The sequence below is a fragment of the Streptococcus mutans genome, from assembly GCF_006739205.1.
Lineage (GTDB): Bacteria > Bacillota > Bacilli > Lactobacillales > Streptococcaceae > Streptococcus > Streptococcus mutans.
The window spans coordinates 431,910-447,383 of record NZ_AP019720.1 but is presented as its reverse complement, the minus strand read 5'-3'; the positions used below and the strand labels follow the sequence as shown (position 1 = coordinate 447,383).

Genomic DNA, 15,474 nt, shown 5'->3' with positions numbered 1-15,474 from the left:
ACAAGATTCTCATTATAGACAAAACCTAGCAGTTGATATCGAAACCCATTTTTAAAATCAAAACAATAAAAATAGCTTCCTTGCTTTTTCTGCCCTTTTAAGCTTTATAGCTATTTACAAATTAGCCAAAGCATTATCGTTTTTATTTATAATTTTGAAAATGAAAAAATCAGTTGATTGGGTAAGTATCGATTGATAGCTGACAGCTTTTCATATTCCTAATCAATTGTTGAAGACTGTTAAGAAAAACCATTTCCTTTTTCACTCTCTTTTATCTATCAAAATTAAAGCCATAAAGTGTTGCAAAATAATCTTCTGGAGTTTCTGCTCGACGAATCATTTGAGCTTGACCGTCTTCTCGGAGTAAAATTTCCGCAGAGCGTAAACGACCATTGTAATTGTAACCCATTGAAAAGCCATGAGCACCTGTATCATGAATAACAAGTGTATCACCCACACGCGCTTCTGGCAATTCACGCCGTTTGGCAAACTTATCATTATTCTCACACAAACTGCCTACAATATCAACAACTTGAACAGTTCCCTGTGGGTTGCTGATATTGGTAATGTGATGATAAGCATCATACATGGCAGGACGCAAAAGATTAACAGCACTGGCATCAACACCAACATAATGACGATAAGTATCTTTTAAATGAAGCACTTTAGTAATCAGATGCCCATGTGAAGCCAACATATAGCGTCCAAGTTCTGTATAAATTTTGATCTGACTGAGCCCATTAGGAACTAAAATATCATCAAATTTTTGATGAACACCCTCTCCAATAACAGCAATATCATTTTGTTCATCAGCTGCCGAGTAATCAATACCAATACCGCCTGACAAATTGATAAAATCAAGGCTGATACCCAATTCATTTTTTATTTCAACAGCTAATTCAAATAGTTGAGCTGCTAAAGTTGGATAATAATCATTAGTAACAGTATTAGATGCCAAAAAAGCATGTAGGCCAAAAGATTTAACACCTTTGTCTTTCAAATCTTGATAGCCTTGGAAAAGTTGTTCCTTAGTCATTCCAAATTTAGACTCTTCAGGATGATCCATAATATCTGTCCCAAGCGAAAACACACCGCCGGGGTTAAAACGCAGAGAAACCGTTTCAGGAAGTCCTGCTGCTTCTTCTAAGAAAGCAATATGTTCATAGGCATCCAAATTAATCGTTGCATTGATACTGCGCGCAAAAACAAACTCTGAAGCTTGAGTATCATTTGATGTAAAACTAATAGCAGAGCGATCGAAACCAAGTTTATCAGCCATCTTCAACTCAACATCAGTCGCACAATCTACCCCACAGCCTTCTTCTTGCAATATCTTTAAAATAGTTGGATTAGGTGTTGCTTTAACCGCAAAAAATTCCTTGAAACCGGAATTCCAAGCAAAGGCTTTATTGACAGCACGAGCTGTTTCTCGTATGCCTTTTTCATCATAAAGGTGAAAAGGAGTTGGAAACTGTGCTGTGATCTTATCTAGCTGTTCTTTTGATACAAATGGTGTTTTCATAGGATCTCCAAAATTATATTATTGATTTATTATACCATAAAAAAGAGTGAAACCATCACTCTAGAAAATCCCTACATTAAAAGGATAGTATTCATTGTCTTTTATAACTAACCGATACAAAAAATAGGAAGCACTCAGCAAGCCATTATTAATATTAGGCTCTGAGTTCTTCCTATACTCCTATATTTTTAATCATTTCTTCCAAAGATACGAAGTAAACTAAGAAACAGATTGATAAAGTCTAAGTAAAGATTGAGAGCCATTGATACTGCCCAACCATCACTGACATTTCCACTATTATAGTCATATACACGCTTAATCAATTGATTATCATAAGCAATCAATCCAGAAAAAATCAAGACTGAAATAATACTAATGACATAGCTCATTGTTCCGCTGCCGATAAACATATTAATAAGGCTGGCAATAATGATACCAATTAAAGCAGCAAGCAAAGCTTTACCCATTCCAGATAAATCTTTTTTAATGGTCACTCCAATAAGTGCCATAACAAAGAAAACAGCTGCTGATGAAACAAAAGCTTGTAAAACCGTTGTTTGGGTATAAAGAGCAATAATAAAGCTCAAAGTAAAGCCATTTAAAGCTGAATAAACCAAAAACAATGGTAAAGCTGTAGGACTATTCTTACGTGCTGCGTTGCTTGCTATTAAAACAAGCGCCAGTTCTGCGAAGATAGCAACATAGTAAACCCAAGGCGCATTAACCATAATAGCTATCATGTTATTGCGAAAAACATAGAGCATAAGATAAGAAACGACTGCTGATAGCCCAATTCCCATGCCAACTAAACCATAAATCTTAGCAAAAAAACTGCTAAGCCTGCTATCACTTTGTGTGTAAATTGTGTTATTATTCATTTTATTCTCCTAAATTTTTCTAATGATTGTGACTGCCTAAAAACTTACGACGAAAGATACGGCGTTTTTGCCATTTCATTCTTAAAGGGGTTATCGCCTCTTTTACAGCCCAATATTTATCAACCATAGTTACGATATAACCCTCTTTGTAACGCGGTGGAGCTATGGTTGCTCCCCACATGTGTTTTAAAATGATGTCTTCTTCTTTTTGATTAAGCTTGGTTACCTTACGAGCATTTTTTACAGCAATTCTTGGATGAACCCAGGCATGACCTTTATTGAATTTAGTATCTCGCCAATCATAATAAAATAGGTCATGTAACAAACCGCCACGAGCCGTACTCTTAGCATCCCAACCAAATTTTTTAGCAATCCTATAACTAGTATAGCTTACATTAATGGAATGTTCTGAGCGCGTAGAATGGTGATGCTGTATAATACCTTCCAATTTTTGAAACCGCGGATGGTCAATTAAAGGTCCTACAAGACTCATGAATTCTTCATCTTGTTCATACTTCTTCATGGTTATCACCTCGCCATTATTATATCATATCAACTTAAATTAAGCTAAAAATAAATATAGCTGCAGCAGCTGCTACATTTAAGCTTTCTGCTCTTCCAGGCATAGTGATATGGGTCAAAACATCTGCTTGTTCAGCCATTTCTGAAGTAATGCCTTGCCCTTCATTTCCCATAATAAGCGCAAAATTTTCAACCTTTTTTAAAGACTTATAGTCACAGGAATGATCAGATAGTGTGGTCGCAATGGTAGTAACATCTGCATTTTTTAAATCATTCACTAAAGATAAAAGATTGACTCTATAAATAGGAAGATGAAAATGGCTACCCTGCATTGAACGAAGAGTCTTGGAATTATAAATATCTGCTGTCTTTTCTGACACAAAAACAGCATCAAAAGCTGCTGCATCTGCTGTCCGAATGATTGTTCCTACATTTCCTGGATCTTGAACGTCTTCCAAAAGCAGATATTTTCCAAAGAACTGCTGAGGAATTACTTGCTTAGGAAAAGCTATTTCAGCAACAATACCTTGAGGAGTCTTTGAAGCAGATAAATCTTTTAAAATATCCTCTGATACTAGAACAACATTGGGAAACTCAGATACTCTAGAAGCATAACACTCTAGGACAAAAATATTAATAATATCAGCATTGTTGGCTTGTGCTTCTGCAAATAAATGCCAGCCCTCAATCAAATAGGAATATTGACGGTATTTTTTTTGTAATAATTTTTTAGTTTTTTTAATCAAGGAATTGGCTTTTGAGGTTATAATAGTCATAAAGATATTATAACAAAAAAGGAGAAAGAATTATGAAAAAAGTCAGATTACTAGTCTCTGGTCGTGTTCAAGGTGTCGGTTTTCGCTATTCTACCTATAATCTCGCTTTAGAAATAGGGGATATTTATGGACGTGTTTGGAACAATGATGATGGAACAGTAGAAATTCTAGCTCAGTCAGATAATGCTGAAAAACTAGCTAAGTTTATTCAAGAAATTCGCAAAGGTCCATCTCCTTTTTCTAAAGTCACTTATGTTGACGTCAATATAGCAAATTTTTCTGATTACCATGATTTCAGAATGGCCAATTAATTTATCTCAAAATCATTCTCAAGAACTATTGAGTATTTTACTAAAAAACAGTAAAATAGATAGGTATTATTAAAATCAAAGGAAGATTATCGTGAAAAAAATTTACAAGCGTCTTTTATTTTCGGGCTTAGCTCTGTCTATGCTTTTTTTCCTATCTGGTTGCGTGCAGATGAAAAATGGAAAACCAACTGGTGAAGGTTGGGTTTACAAATTTTTTGCTGCCCCAATGGGAAGTGTTATCCAATATTTAGCTAATAATCTTGGTCTGGGATTTGGCTTTGCTATTATCATTGTCACAGTTATTGTCCGTCTTCTCATCTTGCCATTAGGTCTTAGTCAAGTACGAAAGATGACTTACCAATCTGAGAAAATGGCTTATCTAAAACCAGTCTTTGATCCTATTCAAGAACGCATGAAGAATGCCAAAACTCAGGAAGAAAAAATGGCTGCTCAAACAGAATTAATGCAGGCGCAGCGTCATTACGGTATGAGCATGTTTGGTGGTTTAGGATGTCTACCGCTGCTGATCCAGATGCCTTTCTTCTCTGCACTTTATATTTCTACCCGTTACACCAAGGGAATCGCCAGTGCTAGTTTCTTAGGTATTAAACTTGGCAGTCCAAATATGATCATCACTGTTATTATTGGAATTCTTTATCTTGTTCAGTCTTGGGTTTCAACGCTAAGTGTTCCAGAAGCACAAAGACAGCAAACAAGAAATATGATGTTTATGATGCCAATTATGATGGTTATGATTTCCATAGGTGCTCCTGCTGGAGGTGCTCTTTACTGGCTAGTCAGTGGTATTTTTGGTCTCATCCAACAATTGATCACAAACCATATCATTAAACCAAAATTGCGGAAGCAAATTGATGAAGAATTTAAGAAAAACCCTCCAAAACCTTTCAAATCAAATACTCGTAAAGATATCACTCCACAAGCCAATAATGATAAAAAGCTTACAACCTCTAAAAAGCAAAAGTCCAACCGCAATGCAGGTAAACAGCGTCACCATAAGCAATAAGCCAATTTTATACTCATAGACTGAGCAAGATAGCAAAGTCAATGGTTGCTAATCGTCTCATTGACTAACGGAAGCTGTTATCAACGGATCCACCTAATCTTTTATAGCTTGTTCTCACAGTATTATCAACTGCTCGAATGGCACTCACAACATCTTAAAAAGACCCACTAACACTATTTTCTACGTCTACGCTAAGTCTTCCATAACGCTTGGTTAAAAAGATTATACGAGTTCTTCAACAAAACGTATTGATTGTTGAAAAGCATCAAAAAACCTATTCCTAGTCATTTAATTCTAGGAATAGGTTTTTTAGAATAGAGAGAAACTAGATGAAGTCAGAAATACTCTTCCCTTTCCTATCTCTCTTTAATAATCAAAATGTTAGAAACTATGGTTCTAATAAGTTCTTCTTATTATTTTGTCTTTTTCACTTTAACAATTTCGACTTGATAACTTCCCGCTGGTGATTCAATCATTACTTTATCACCTGTTTTCTTACCGATAAGTGCTTGCGCAATTGGACTCTCATTAGAAATTTTTCCAGCAAAAACATCAGCTCCGGCGGCACCAACAATAGAATAAGTATCTTCATCGTTTGTTCCTACTTCACGAACAATAACTGTTTTACCAATAGCGACCTCATTTTTAGCAACAGCATCACTGTCGACAATTTCAGCATAACGAATTTTAGTTTCAATACTTGAAATTTGTCCTTCAACAAAAGCTTGTTCATCTTTTGCCGCTTCATATTCACTATTTTCTGATAAATCACCATAAGAACGTGCTATTTTAATACGTTCAATCACTTCTGGACGACGAACTAATTTTAACTCTTCAAGTTCTTGTTCTAATTGTTCTTTTTCTGCAAGAGTCATTGGATAAGTTTTTTCTGACATAATTTTTTCTCTTTTCTAAGTTATTTAGACATGAAGAGGCTGGGACAAAGTCCCAGCTTCTTTAGTTACAAGTAAGCTTTACAAGGTGTAATTCTATGATTACACTGACAATTATTATATGCTTGTCTCATTCACTTACGAATCACTGCTTGATGCTACCTTTTTGTTAACATACTTCTCAACATTGGCAGAGTGTTCCTCATAAGTTTTAGCATAATGAACTTCACCTGTTGTAACATCGGCTACAAAATAAAGATCATCTGTTGACTCTGGTTCTACTGCTGCTTTGATGGCTGACAAACTAGGATTATCTACTGCCCCAGGCATAAGTCCTTTATTGGTATAAACATTGTAAGGAGAATCAATTTTAGTATTAATAGTTGCATCTTCTTTTAAACTGGTTTTCTCACCAAGTTTTCCCATAGCATAAAGGATAGCAATATTAGACTGCAATGGCATATCCTGATTTATACGATTGTAGAAAATACCAGCAATTTTCTTTCGATCATCATCTGTTGCACCTTCTTTTTCGACAAGAGAAGCAAGCGTTAAGATGTCATTAACTGTCTTTCCTTGAGATTCAATCGTATCATAATAACTTTGCATATTAGTATCCATAGCAGCTAACATATTATCAATTAAATCCTCAATACTGGTCTTTTTCCCATAACTGTATGTGGCTGGGAAAAGATAACCTTCAAGCTGATAAGTCACCTTAGAAGCATCAGGTAAACTTCCCAAAAGTCTTGGGTACTTCTTGACCATTTTCTCAATAAATGCTTTATCCTTAACCGTTTTTAAAAATTCTTTAGCTGTAAAAGGGGTTTTATCCGTCTTTTTTTTGGTATTAGCATTGCTAGTGATAGCTTTGGAAATTTGCTTAATGGTATAGCCTTCTGGAATGACCACCTTTCCTAAAACTGGAGCTTGAGGCGTTGTCGTACCTCCATTTTTCAAAGTTTTAGCAATATCATCTAAAGACATGCTTTTTTGTAAATTATAGTAGCCACTTTGTAAATTACTGTAATTACGGAATTTGGTGTAAAAATTAAAAACAGTGGCATTCTTGATTACACCAGCTTTTTCAAGTATTTTACCAATCATTCGATTACCAGAACCACTAGGAATCTCTACTTGAATATACTTAGTTGAATGAGCATCCAATGGCTTTATAGCACTCGAAACATAATAATAACCAAAAAGTCCTGTTCCTAACAATAAAATTAAAATAAAAGTTATCAAGACAGTTGAAATCTTTTTAGCGAGTCTATTTGTTTTTTTATAATGCTGCTGTCTTTTTTGGTTCAAATTAGCTGTCACATCCTTTTCCTTGGAACTAGCTTTTGTCTGAGATTTTGTTTTATCATATTTTGAAGATAGCTTTTTCTCTTGTTTTAAGAGTTCTTCAGTTTCTTTGACACTATGTTTCATTTCCGATTCTGAGTTGGTCTTTTCAGCCAAACTGGATAAAGGCAATTCTTTTGTTTCTTCATCATTATTATTTGTCAATTTTTCAGTCAAATCAGGTAATTGCCAATTTTCTGCCTCACCATCATCAACCCAATTGTTCGTTTTTTTTACTTTAACTTCCAAAACATCAGAAACTTTGTTTTCTGATGTTTTTTTATTAGGAAGTGTCAAACTTTCCTTAGATTGAAAAGTTTCAGTTTCTTGAGTAGCAGAACCAGTCTTTAAGGAAGAAGATTGTTTCCCTGTAATTTGTTGGGAATTTTCCTTCTCATTAATTTGATCAGAATGATTCAGTTGCCCAGGCGCAAAAATTTCATCTAAATTAGCCAGAACATTATCAACATCTTTATCTGTAATATTTCCTTCAGGAATCGGCATAACAGTTCGTGTTTCTTCTTTATCCTGTTTTTGCACTGCTGAATCAGAATACTTTTGGTGATCCTTAGCAACATTTCCCTTCTTCACTTGACTAATATCACGATTTTTACGTGATTGCTTAGCCTTTCTCATGTCTGCTAAAATTTTTTCTTTAAAACTTTTCGTCTGTTGAGCTTCTTTCTTTTCTCTATCATTAAAGATATCAGTCAAAGCCGGCCTCCTAATGTTTATCAAAAGTTATTATAACCTAAAAACGCTTTAAAGGCAATTTTATCAATTTTACATTACAGCCGTGTAACATACAACTAAATCTTAGGATTTTCCCAAATCATATTATACCAAACGGTTCCTCCATGAGTTGATTCTGACAATCCTTCATTACTAAAGCCATTCATCTCATAGTAAGAAATCAAATAATCATGACAGGTTAAATGAATTCCCAGCCGGTTTTGAGCCACAGTTAAATCTTTAAGAGCAGCTAGTAAAGTTGTACCAACGCCTTGTTTTTGAAATGCTTTATCAACCGAAAGACTTGTAACAGCAATATAACCCGACTTTTCTTGATTGGGTTTAACCTTATGGAATAAATCATCAGTCAAGTAACGACTGTTGATAACAGGCCCTTCAACATAGCCAGCTATCTGATCATCTTGCTCAGCAACCAAAAAAGTATCTGCTATGACTTCAATACGCTCCTTTAAAGCTTGAGATGTTGCTGCTTCTTCAGCTGAAAAATTATCATTTTCGATTCGGATGATATCTTCTAAATCTTCCATTGTCACTTGTCGAATAAGCATCTTTTTCTCCTCCTTTAGAAAAAAAGTCTTTACTAAAAAGTAAAGAGATCTTTTATCGTGTATTCTTAGTTAAATTGGATAATAATTCTTCAAATGAACGTTCATAAAGTTGAATATCACCAGCCCCCATAAAGACATAGACAGCATTATGATGATCTAAAAGAGGAGAGACATTGTCAACAGTGATAACTTTAGCAGGTTTAACAATTTTATCTGCTAAGTCTTCTACTTTCACATCTCCATGATCAACTTCACGTGCAGAGCCGTAAATTTGTGCTAAATAAACACTATCGGCTTCATTTAAAGCTTGTGCAAATTCATCCAAAAGGGCAATTGTCCTAGTAAAAGTATGCGGTTGAAAAATGGCGACAATTTCTTTAGAGGGATATTTCTGACGAGCAGCATCAAGTGTTGCAATGATTTCCGTTGGATGATGAGCAAAGTCGTCAATGATGGTAACATCATTAATTAATTTTTCAGAAAAGCGTCGCTTAACACCTGAAAAAGTTTTTAAATGCTGACGAACCAAATCCATCTCAACACCAGCAATATACAAATTAGCAATAACAGCCGTCGCATTTAAAACATTGTGACGACCAAAGGCTGGTACATGAAAGCTTCCTAGTTCATTTTGTCCATGCCTTACTTTGAAATCAGAACCATTCGTTGAGCGCATGATATCATAAGCAACAAAATCATCATTATCTTTGAAACCATAATAATAAATTGGAGCTGAAGACGTCAGTTTGCGTAAATAAGGATCTTCACCGTAAACAAAAAGACCTTTTTTGACTTGTTTCGCATAATCATTAAAAGCAGCAAAAACATCATCAACACCAGTGAAATAATCAGGATGATCAAAATCAATATTAGTAATGATAGAGTATTCGGGATGATAGGGCATAAAATGCCGCTCATACTCATCTGATTCAAAAACAAAATATTGACTATTAGCTAAACCACGTCCCGTACCATCACCGATAAGATAACTGGTATCCGTGATATTTTTCAAGACATGAGCTAAAAGTCCAGTTGTGGAGGTCTTACCATGGGCTCCGGCAACGCCAAGACTGGTAAATTGATTCATAAATTCACCTAAAAATTCATGGTAACGTTTAAAATGGTAACCATTTTCGAGAGCATAGGCTACTTCAATATTATTATCTTTTCTAAAAGCATTTCCAGCAATAATTTCCATATCATTAGTGATATTGGACTCCGCAAAAGGTAGAATGGGAATTCCTGCTTTTTCCAATCCGTGTTGGGTAAAATAATACTTATCCACATCACTTCCTTGTACCTTATACCCCATTTGATGAAGCAGCAGCGCCAAGGCACTCATTCCTGAGCCTTTGATTCCAATAAAGTGAATGGTTTTAGACATGTTTTTCTCTTCTCCTCTAGTTAACATCTTCAAAGCGTTCCAAATTTAGTTCTTGGGCCACATGACGCTCTTGATATTCTTGCTTTTCTTTTTGATTATAAATTTGACTCGTTTTCAAGAAATCATAGTTATTTTTTTTGTTCTCTTTTCTAGAAGGATTTTTTGGCTCTGAATAATTTTTGGGAAGCTCAGCCAAGATATAAGTATCTTGATGGAGATGATCGGAAAAACGTCCCAACTCATTCTTAGGAGCCTTAATTGCTTTTTCAGATTTTTTGGTACTTGTTCTAGAAACCGATTTAGGGTAATCATTTGCAATTAAAGATTGTCTTTTCTTTTTTAGATCCCATCTGGCTTCTTCACGCGCTAATTCGGCATAAGTTTTTCCTGCCTTTTGTGTCACAAGGCGGTCTGAAGCTACTTTCTGAGGATTAGGATTATCAGGTATAAACTGATAATCTTGAGTTACGTCGTTGTAAACCTTATCTTCATAAGGCCCGTGGATATTTGTAATCAAGTCTTCGTTTTCATATAAACGCATTGTTTTAGGAACTGCAACCACAACGTCATTATCATCGACTAAAGGAAACTTTCTTTCACGACTCATTAACTCACATCCTTTCTGAAACATTCCTATTATAAACTAAAAATAACTTTTTTAAAAGGTATCATGAAGAAATTCCTAAAATTTCTTTTATTTCTTCAATACTCATACTGGCACGACTCTCATTTCCATCTAACACAGTTGTTACTAAATTCTTCTTGCTTTCTTGAAGTTCTAAAATTTTCTCTTCTATTGTTCCTCGAGTAATCATACGGTAAACCTCAACATTCTCTTTTTGACCAATACGATGAGCGCGGCTAATAGCCTGCATCTCAATGGCTGGATTCCACCATAGATCAATCAAAACGACCGTATCTGCTCCTGTTAGGTTAAGACCGACACCGCCAGCTTTCAAGGAAATTAAAAAAGTGTCCTTACTGCCATTATTAAAAGCATGCGTCATTTCTTGACGCTCATTAGCAGGAGTTGAACCCGTCATCTTATAACTCGTTAAACCCAAGGCCTCTATTTCTTTTTCTGCTAGATCAAGCATATCACGAAACTGAGAGAAGATAAGCGCTCGATGCCCATTTTCTTTAATCTGTAGTAGAAGCTCACGTAAACTAGCCAATTTCCCACTGTCATCATCATAATTCATAAAAAGTTTTGGCGTATCGCAAATTTGACGTAGACGTGTGATACCTGAAAGAATTTCAATTTTTTGCCGATTAATTTCAGAATCAGAAGAATGACGAATGCCGTCTTGCATCTGACGCAATTGTGCCAAGTAAATCGCCTTTTGACTATCTAACAATTCATTATGATAATTAATTTCAATCAAATCTGGCAATTCGGGCAGGACATCCTCTTTGCGGCGGCGCATGATAAAAGGACTGATATAGCGAGCCACACTTTGTGGTTCCATTTTAAGAAATTCTTTTTTAGTGGGTAAAAGTCCAGGCAAGACAATTTGAAAAATGGACCAAATTTCCAAAAGTTTATTTTCAATAGGTGTACCTGATAAGGCAAAACAATTTTTGACATCAAAAGCACGCAAACTTTGCGCTATTTTAGTCTGAGTATTTTTCATAACTTGAGCTTCATCTAAGATTAAATAGTCAAAGTTCAGTTGATTATAGAGATTAAAATCTTGCCTGAATGATGCATAACTAGTAATTGTAATTTGATGATTTTCTGCAATAATCTCATCTCTTACCGCCTTTAAACCGTATGAGACGGCAACATCTAACTGAGGGGTGAACTTTTGACATTCATCTTGCCAATTATAAATCAAACTCGAAGGTGATAAAATCAAGACTTTAGAATCTTTATCTAAGCGGCTTGTTAAAAAAGAAAGGGTCTGCAAAGTTTTCCCCAAACCCATATCATCAGCCAAAATACCACCAAAACCGTACTTATCAAGCATAGACATCCATTTAATACCTCTGACCTGATAATCACGTAAACTGGCATTAACTTCAAATTCTGGTAAAGAAAAATCTTCTGGATGCCGTAAATCTTTGACTAATTGACTGAAGTCCTCTGAAAAGTGAACGTTATCCATATTCTGAAGGGTTTCAGAGACTTGATAAGCTGCGAATTTATTAATCTGCAAATGTCCATTATGAGGTTTTTGTGCACGCAGATTTTGCAGCGCTTGACTAACCTTTTGGGTTTCTTCATCAAAGATAATTAATTTCCCTGATTGACTAACAAAATAGGAATGATTTTCAAAAAGTGCTGTTAAGGCATTATCAATATCATTTTCAAAAATTGTTGAAAAATCAAAAGAAATATCCAACAATCCCTGTTCGGTCTTAATATCAATTTGAGGTTTTTCAAGATAACGTAACGCTTCAATAGAAGGTGAAAGCAATACCTTACCAAACCGTTCAAAATGACTTAAGGTCTCTGTAAAAAAGTTATAAAGCTCTTCATCTAATAAAGGGGGATGATAAGACCTAAAACCTTGTGAAAAGCCATACTGTTTCAAAAGATTAGCAATCTTCTTTTCTTTTTTAAAATTGCTAGCAAAAGGAAGAGCCTCTTTTCCCTTGACATTGGACACTTTTATCTGTCCATAATCAAAAGTCAATTCCAACAGAATTTCGCGATTAGCTAATAGACTAAACGTAAATACTACATCAAAATCACGAATATCAAAACTTGCTGGTGCTTCAACTTCACCAAGAGTCTTAAAGTCTAAAAGGCTTGCTGCTAATTTAGCCTGATCTTCAAAATCAAAATAAATATGTTTTGCCAAGTCTTTTTCTAAAGGCAGACTTCTAATTGCAGTTACCAATTTTCTTTGCTTATTGTTCAGATGATAAAAGGTATTATGATAGAGTAAATAGTGATTATCAAAGAAAAAAGTTGCTGTTTTTTCTTTGATAATCAACTCAATTGATTGACGATGAACAACTATCTTAAAATGATAAAATTGATTGGAACTATCCAACTCTGCAAAATTAATAGTATGATAATCCTGATGCTCTCCTTCAAAAGAGAAATCATAGAGTTGGTTTAAAAGTGTCACTCCTTCTTCAAAAAAACCGCTTGTAAAAGTTAGATTACGGGAATGATTAGGCATAATAAAATCTGTGTCTACTTGATTTGAATCTGGCAGAATGCGCCATAAAAACTCAATTAACTCCTGACTGGCAGTATCAAATTGCAGCAGGGAAAGCGGTTCATAGTAATTTTTTCCTATCTGATAATAAGATTCCTTCTTCACCAATAATAAAAAAGCTTTTATATCACGAATAACATAAGAACGTTCATCGGGTAAACGATTGATTTTCAAAGTCCACCAAAAATCAGAAGAAAAAGGACTTTGACTGCCTTGAGCAGATAAACGATATTTAACATCATCATCTTCATTCATGTTTAAACCATCAAGGAAGAGGCTGCCAAAGGAAGTTTTCTCTTTTCTTTCTTCAAGTTTTTGTTCATCAGCTAGCAAATTATCAGCCAAATTTTTACCTTTGGGGTGATTTTTCAAATAATGTTCAACTGCAGCTAAATGAGAACAATAACCTCTTTTTTGAAACATGCTACAAGGACAAGAAACTAAATCATCTTCAAGAGAAAATTGGATCTTATAATCAGCAACCTGCACTAATAGTGAGTTATCTTTTTCTTCTAGAATAGAGACCAAATCTTTTTCATAAAAGTGGATGCCCTCATTGCGGACACGCCCAGGAATCAATTTACTCATCTTTTTTCCACCTTTATTTTTATCTCTTAATTATAACATATCTAAAAAGACTTTTCTTGGGTGAAAAAACCTTTTAAAAAAATAGAAAAATCCCACCTAAAGATGAGATTAATTTTTAATACTTTCTAAAACGTTGGTAACGTTTTTCAAGTAAATCGTTCAAAGGATATTGATCCAAATTCTTTAATTCTTCAATTAAATTGGTCTTGAGCATTTGAATAATTTCACTTGAAAAATAGCCATGTTCAGGAATTACCTTGTCAACAACCTCCATTTTGAGCAATTCACCAGCTGTAATTTTCATTAGTTCAGCGGCTTCAATTGAGCGGCTGCCGTCCTTCCAGAGAATAGAAGCAAAACCTTCTGGACTAAGTACTGCATACATCGTATGCTCAAGCATCCAAACCTTATCAGCAACCGCTAAAGCTAGTGCTCCACCTGAGCCTCCTTCACCAATGATAATAGCAATAATCGGAACTTTAAGATCACTCATTTCTAGCAAATTTCTGGCAATCGCTTCTCCTTGACCGCGCTCTTCAGCTCCAATACCCGGATAAGCCCCTGCTGTGTTGATAAAAGTGACAACCGGTCTTTTAAATTTTTCCGCTTGTTTCATCAGTCGCAAAGCTTTCCGATAACCCTCTGGATTGGGTTGGCCGAAATTACGATTAAGATTATCCTGTAAATTCTTTCCTTTTTGAACGCCAATGACGGTTACTGCTTGACCATCCAAAAGGCCAATACCTCCAACAATAGCGCCATCATCTGCAAAATGACGATCTCCATGTAGTTCCATAAAATCATCAAAAATTTGCTCTGCATAATCCAAAGTTGTCAAACGCGATTGACTACGAGCTTCCTTGAGTATTCTTGATACATCACTCATTTGCTACCTCCATGAAATGCGAGCAGCTTAGCAATTGTTTTCTTTAATTCTGTTCTTTTAACAATGGCATCAACAAAACCATGTTCCAAAAGAAATTCTGCCTTTTGAAATCCTTCGGGCAAGGTTTCACGAACAGTTGTCTCAATGACACGGCGTCCAGCGAAGCCAATTAAGGTCTGAGGTTCTGCTAAAATAATATCGCCCTCCATAGCAAAACTCGCTGTGACACCACCCGTTGTAGGGTCGGTCAATACGGTGAGATAAAAAAGTCCAGCATTAGAATGTCGCTTTACAGCAGCAGAAATTTTAGCCATCTGCATCAAGCTCATGATACCTTCTTGCATACGAGCTCCTCCTGAAGCCGTGAAAATGACAACAGGTAATCGTTCTTCTCTGGCATACTCAAAAAGGCGCGTAATTTTTTCACCAACAACAGTCCCCATTGAAGCCATGATAAAATTGGAATCCATAATAGCCAGCGCTGCTTTTTGTCCTGTAAACTCAGCAGTTCCTGTTACAACAGCTTCATCAAGTCCTGTTTTAGCTTGAGTTGCTGCTAACTTTTCCTGATAAGCAGGAAAATTAAGCGGATCCTTGCTTTTAATGCCTGTAAACATTTCTTGAAAAGAGTCTCCATCAACTGTAATAGCTAATCGTTCTTTAGCTGAAATACGAAAATTATAAAAACATTTAGGGCAAATTTTTTCTAGACCCAAATCTTTTTGATAGATCATGTGTTTACAAGCAGGACATTTAGCAAATAATTCATCCGGAACTTCAGGAGTCTCCCGCTCCTTTGTCTTTTTCATCGAGCGTTGAGGATTTATGCGAATATACTTGTTTTTTCTTTCAAATAAAGCCATATCAAC

The 15,474-nt window shown here is 35.4% G+C and carries 14 protein-coding genes; 2 read left to right on the top strand and 12 right to left on the bottom strand.

Going from position 1 to position 15,474, the window contains the following annotated elements; translation table 11 throughout:
* Window positions 1–271 precede the first annotated feature (271 nt).
* The 4 genes from FNL60_RS02430 to FNL60_RS02415 all read right to left on the bottom strand — a co-directional run bounded on the left by FNL60_RS02430 (window position 272) and on the right by FNL60_RS02415 (window position 3,698).
* Entirely contained in the window at window positions 272–1,522 is a 1,251-nt protein-coding gene (locus FNL60_RS02430) for a diaminopimelate decarboxylase family protein (protein ID WP_002264059.1), read from the bottom strand.
* 188 nt (window positions 1,523–1,710) lie between these two features.
* Entirely contained in the window at window positions 1,711–2,400 is a 690-nt protein-coding gene (locus FNL60_RS02425) for a Bax inhibitor-1/YccA family protein (protein ID WP_002262553.1), read from the bottom strand.
* Between the two features lie 19 nt (window positions 2,401–2,419).
* The gene (locus FNL60_RS02420; protein WP_002262552.1) at window positions 2,420–2,923 is read right to left on the bottom strand and encodes an HD domain-containing protein; all 504 of its coding nucleotides are present in this window, start codon (window positions 2,921–2,923) and stop codon (window positions 2,420–2,422) included.
* 34 nt (window positions 2,924–2,957) lie between these two features.
* Complete coding sequence (locus FNL60_RS02415; protein WP_002272556.1) at window positions 2,958–3,698, bottom strand: TrmH family RNA methyltransferase; 741 nt, start codon at window positions 3,696–3,698, stop codon at window positions 2,958–2,960.
* Between the two features lie 32 nt (window positions 3,699–3,730).
* Between FNL60_RS02415 and FNL60_RS02410 the strand changes: the two genes are divergently transcribed.
* Both FNL60_RS02410 and yidC2 read left to right on the top strand, forming a co-directional pair.
* A complete protein-coding gene (locus tag FNL60_RS02410) occupies window positions 3,731–4,009 on the top strand; it encodes an acylphosphatase (RefSeq protein ID WP_002262550.1) in 279 nt (92 codons plus the stop codon).
* 91 nt (window positions 4,010–4,100) lie between these two features.
* Window positions 4,101–5,033 carry a membrane protein insertase YidC2 gene (gene yidC2 / locus FNL60_RS02405; protein ID WP_002280169.1) on the top strand — a complete coding sequence of 311 codons (933 nt, stop codon included), beginning with the start codon at window positions 4,101–4,103 and terminating at the stop codon, window positions 5,031–5,033.
* A gap of 413 nt (window positions 5,034–5,446) precedes the next feature.
* Here the strand turns inward: yidC2 and greA are convergent, their stop codons facing one another.
* The 8 genes from greA to accD all read right to left on the bottom strand — a co-directional run bounded on the left by greA (window position 5,447) and on the right by accD (window position 15,468).
* On the bottom strand, window positions 5,447–5,929 hold the full coding sequence (gene greA, locus FNL60_RS02400; protein ID WP_002262548.1) for a transcription elongation factor GreA: 483 nt from the start codon (window positions 5,927–5,929) through the stop codon (window positions 5,447–5,449).
* 135 nt (window positions 5,930–6,064) lie between these two features.
* Window positions 6,065–7,987: an endolytic transglycosylase MltG gene (gene mltG / locus FNL60_RS02395; protein WP_002280168.1), complete on the bottom strand. Its 1,923-nt coding sequence runs from the start codon at window positions 7,985–7,987 to the stop codon at window positions 6,065–6,067.
* A gap of 95 nt (window positions 7,988–8,082) precedes the next feature.
* Window positions 8,083–8,574, bottom strand: coding sequence for a GNAT family N-acetyltransferase (locus FNL60_RS02390; RefSeq protein ID WP_002272998.1), 492 nt, complete (start codon window positions 8,572–8,574; stop codon window positions 8,083–8,085).
* A gap of 52 nt (window positions 8,575–8,626) precedes the next feature.
* Entirely contained in the window at window positions 8,627–9,958 is a 1,332-nt protein-coding gene (murC, locus tag FNL60_RS02385) for a UDP-N-acetylmuramate--L-alanine ligase (protein WP_002262545.1), read from the bottom strand.
* 16 nt (window positions 9,959–9,974) lie between these two features.
* Window positions 9,975–10,565 (bottom strand): hypothetical protein, encoded by a 591-nt coding sequence (locus tag FNL60_RS02380; RefSeq protein ID WP_002274235.1) that lies wholly within the window; start codon window positions 10,563–10,565, stop codon window positions 9,975–9,977.
* A 61-nt stretch (window positions 10,566–10,626) separates the two neighbouring features.
* Window positions 10,627–13,719, bottom strand: coding sequence for a DEAD/DEAH box helicase (locus tag FNL60_RS02375; RefSeq protein WP_002273599.1), 3,093 nt, complete (start codon window positions 13,717–13,719; stop codon window positions 10,627–10,629).
* Between the two features lie 115 nt (window positions 13,720–13,834).
* A complete protein-coding gene (locus FNL60_RS02370; RefSeq protein WP_002262542.1) occupies window positions 13,835–14,605 on the bottom strand; it encodes an acetyl-CoA carboxylase carboxyl transferase subunit alpha in 771 nt (256 codons plus the stop codon).
* Window positions 14,602–15,468: an acetyl-CoA carboxylase, carboxyltransferase subunit beta gene (gene accD / locus FNL60_RS02365; protein WP_002262541.1), complete on the bottom strand. Its 867-nt coding sequence runs from the start codon at window positions 15,466–15,468 to the stop codon at window positions 14,602–14,604. Before accD ends, FNL60_RS02370 begins: the two co-directional genes overlap by 4 nt.
* Between the last annotated feature and the right edge of the window lie 6 nt (window positions 15,469–15,474).

Coding starts and splice junctions, on each gene's coding strand:
- FNL60_RS02425 (WP_002262553.1), bottom strand. CDS start 2,400: ATGAATAATAACACAATTTACACACAAAGTGATAGCAGGCTTAGCAGT.
- FNL60_RS02380 (WP_002274235.1), bottom strand. CDS start 10,565: ATGAGTCGTGAAAGAAAGTTTCCTTTAGTCGATGATAATGACGTTGTG.
- FNL60_RS02390 (WP_002272998.1), bottom strand. CDS start 8,574: ATGCTTATTCGACAAGTGACAATGGAAGATTTAGAAGATATCATCCGA.
- greA (WP_002262548.1), bottom strand. CDS start 5,929: ATGTCAGAAAAAACTTATCCAATGACTCTTGCAGAAAAAGAACAATTA.
- FNL60_RS02415 (WP_002272556.1), bottom strand. CDS start 3,698: ATGACTATTATAACCTCAAAAGCCAATTCCTTGATTAAAAAAACTAAA.
- FNL60_RS02430 (WP_002264059.1), bottom strand. CDS start 1,522: ATGAAAACACCATTTGTATCAAAAGAACAGCTAGATAAGATCACAGCA.
- FNL60_RS02420 (WP_002262552.1), bottom strand. CDS start 2,923: ATGAAGAAGTATGAACAAGATGAAGAATTCATGAGTCTTGTAGGACCT.
- FNL60_RS02375 (WP_002273599.1), bottom strand. CDS start 13,719: ATGAGTAAATTGATTCCTGGGCGTGTCCGCAATGAGGGCATCCACTTT.
- FNL60_RS02410 (WP_002262550.1), top strand. CDS start 3,731: ATGAAAAAAGTCAGATTACTAGTCTCTGGTCGTGTTCAAGGTGTCGGT.
- FNL60_RS02370 (WP_002262542.1), bottom strand. CDS start 14,605: ATGAGTGATGTATCAAGAATACTCAAGGAAGCTCGTAGTCAATCGCGT.
- accD (WP_002262541.1), bottom strand. CDS start 15,468: ATGGCTTTATTTGAAAGAAAAAACAAGTATATTCGCATAAATCCTCAA.
- murC (WP_002262545.1), bottom strand. CDS start 9,958: ATGTCTAAAACCATTCACTTTATTGGAATCAAAGGCTCAGGAATGAGT.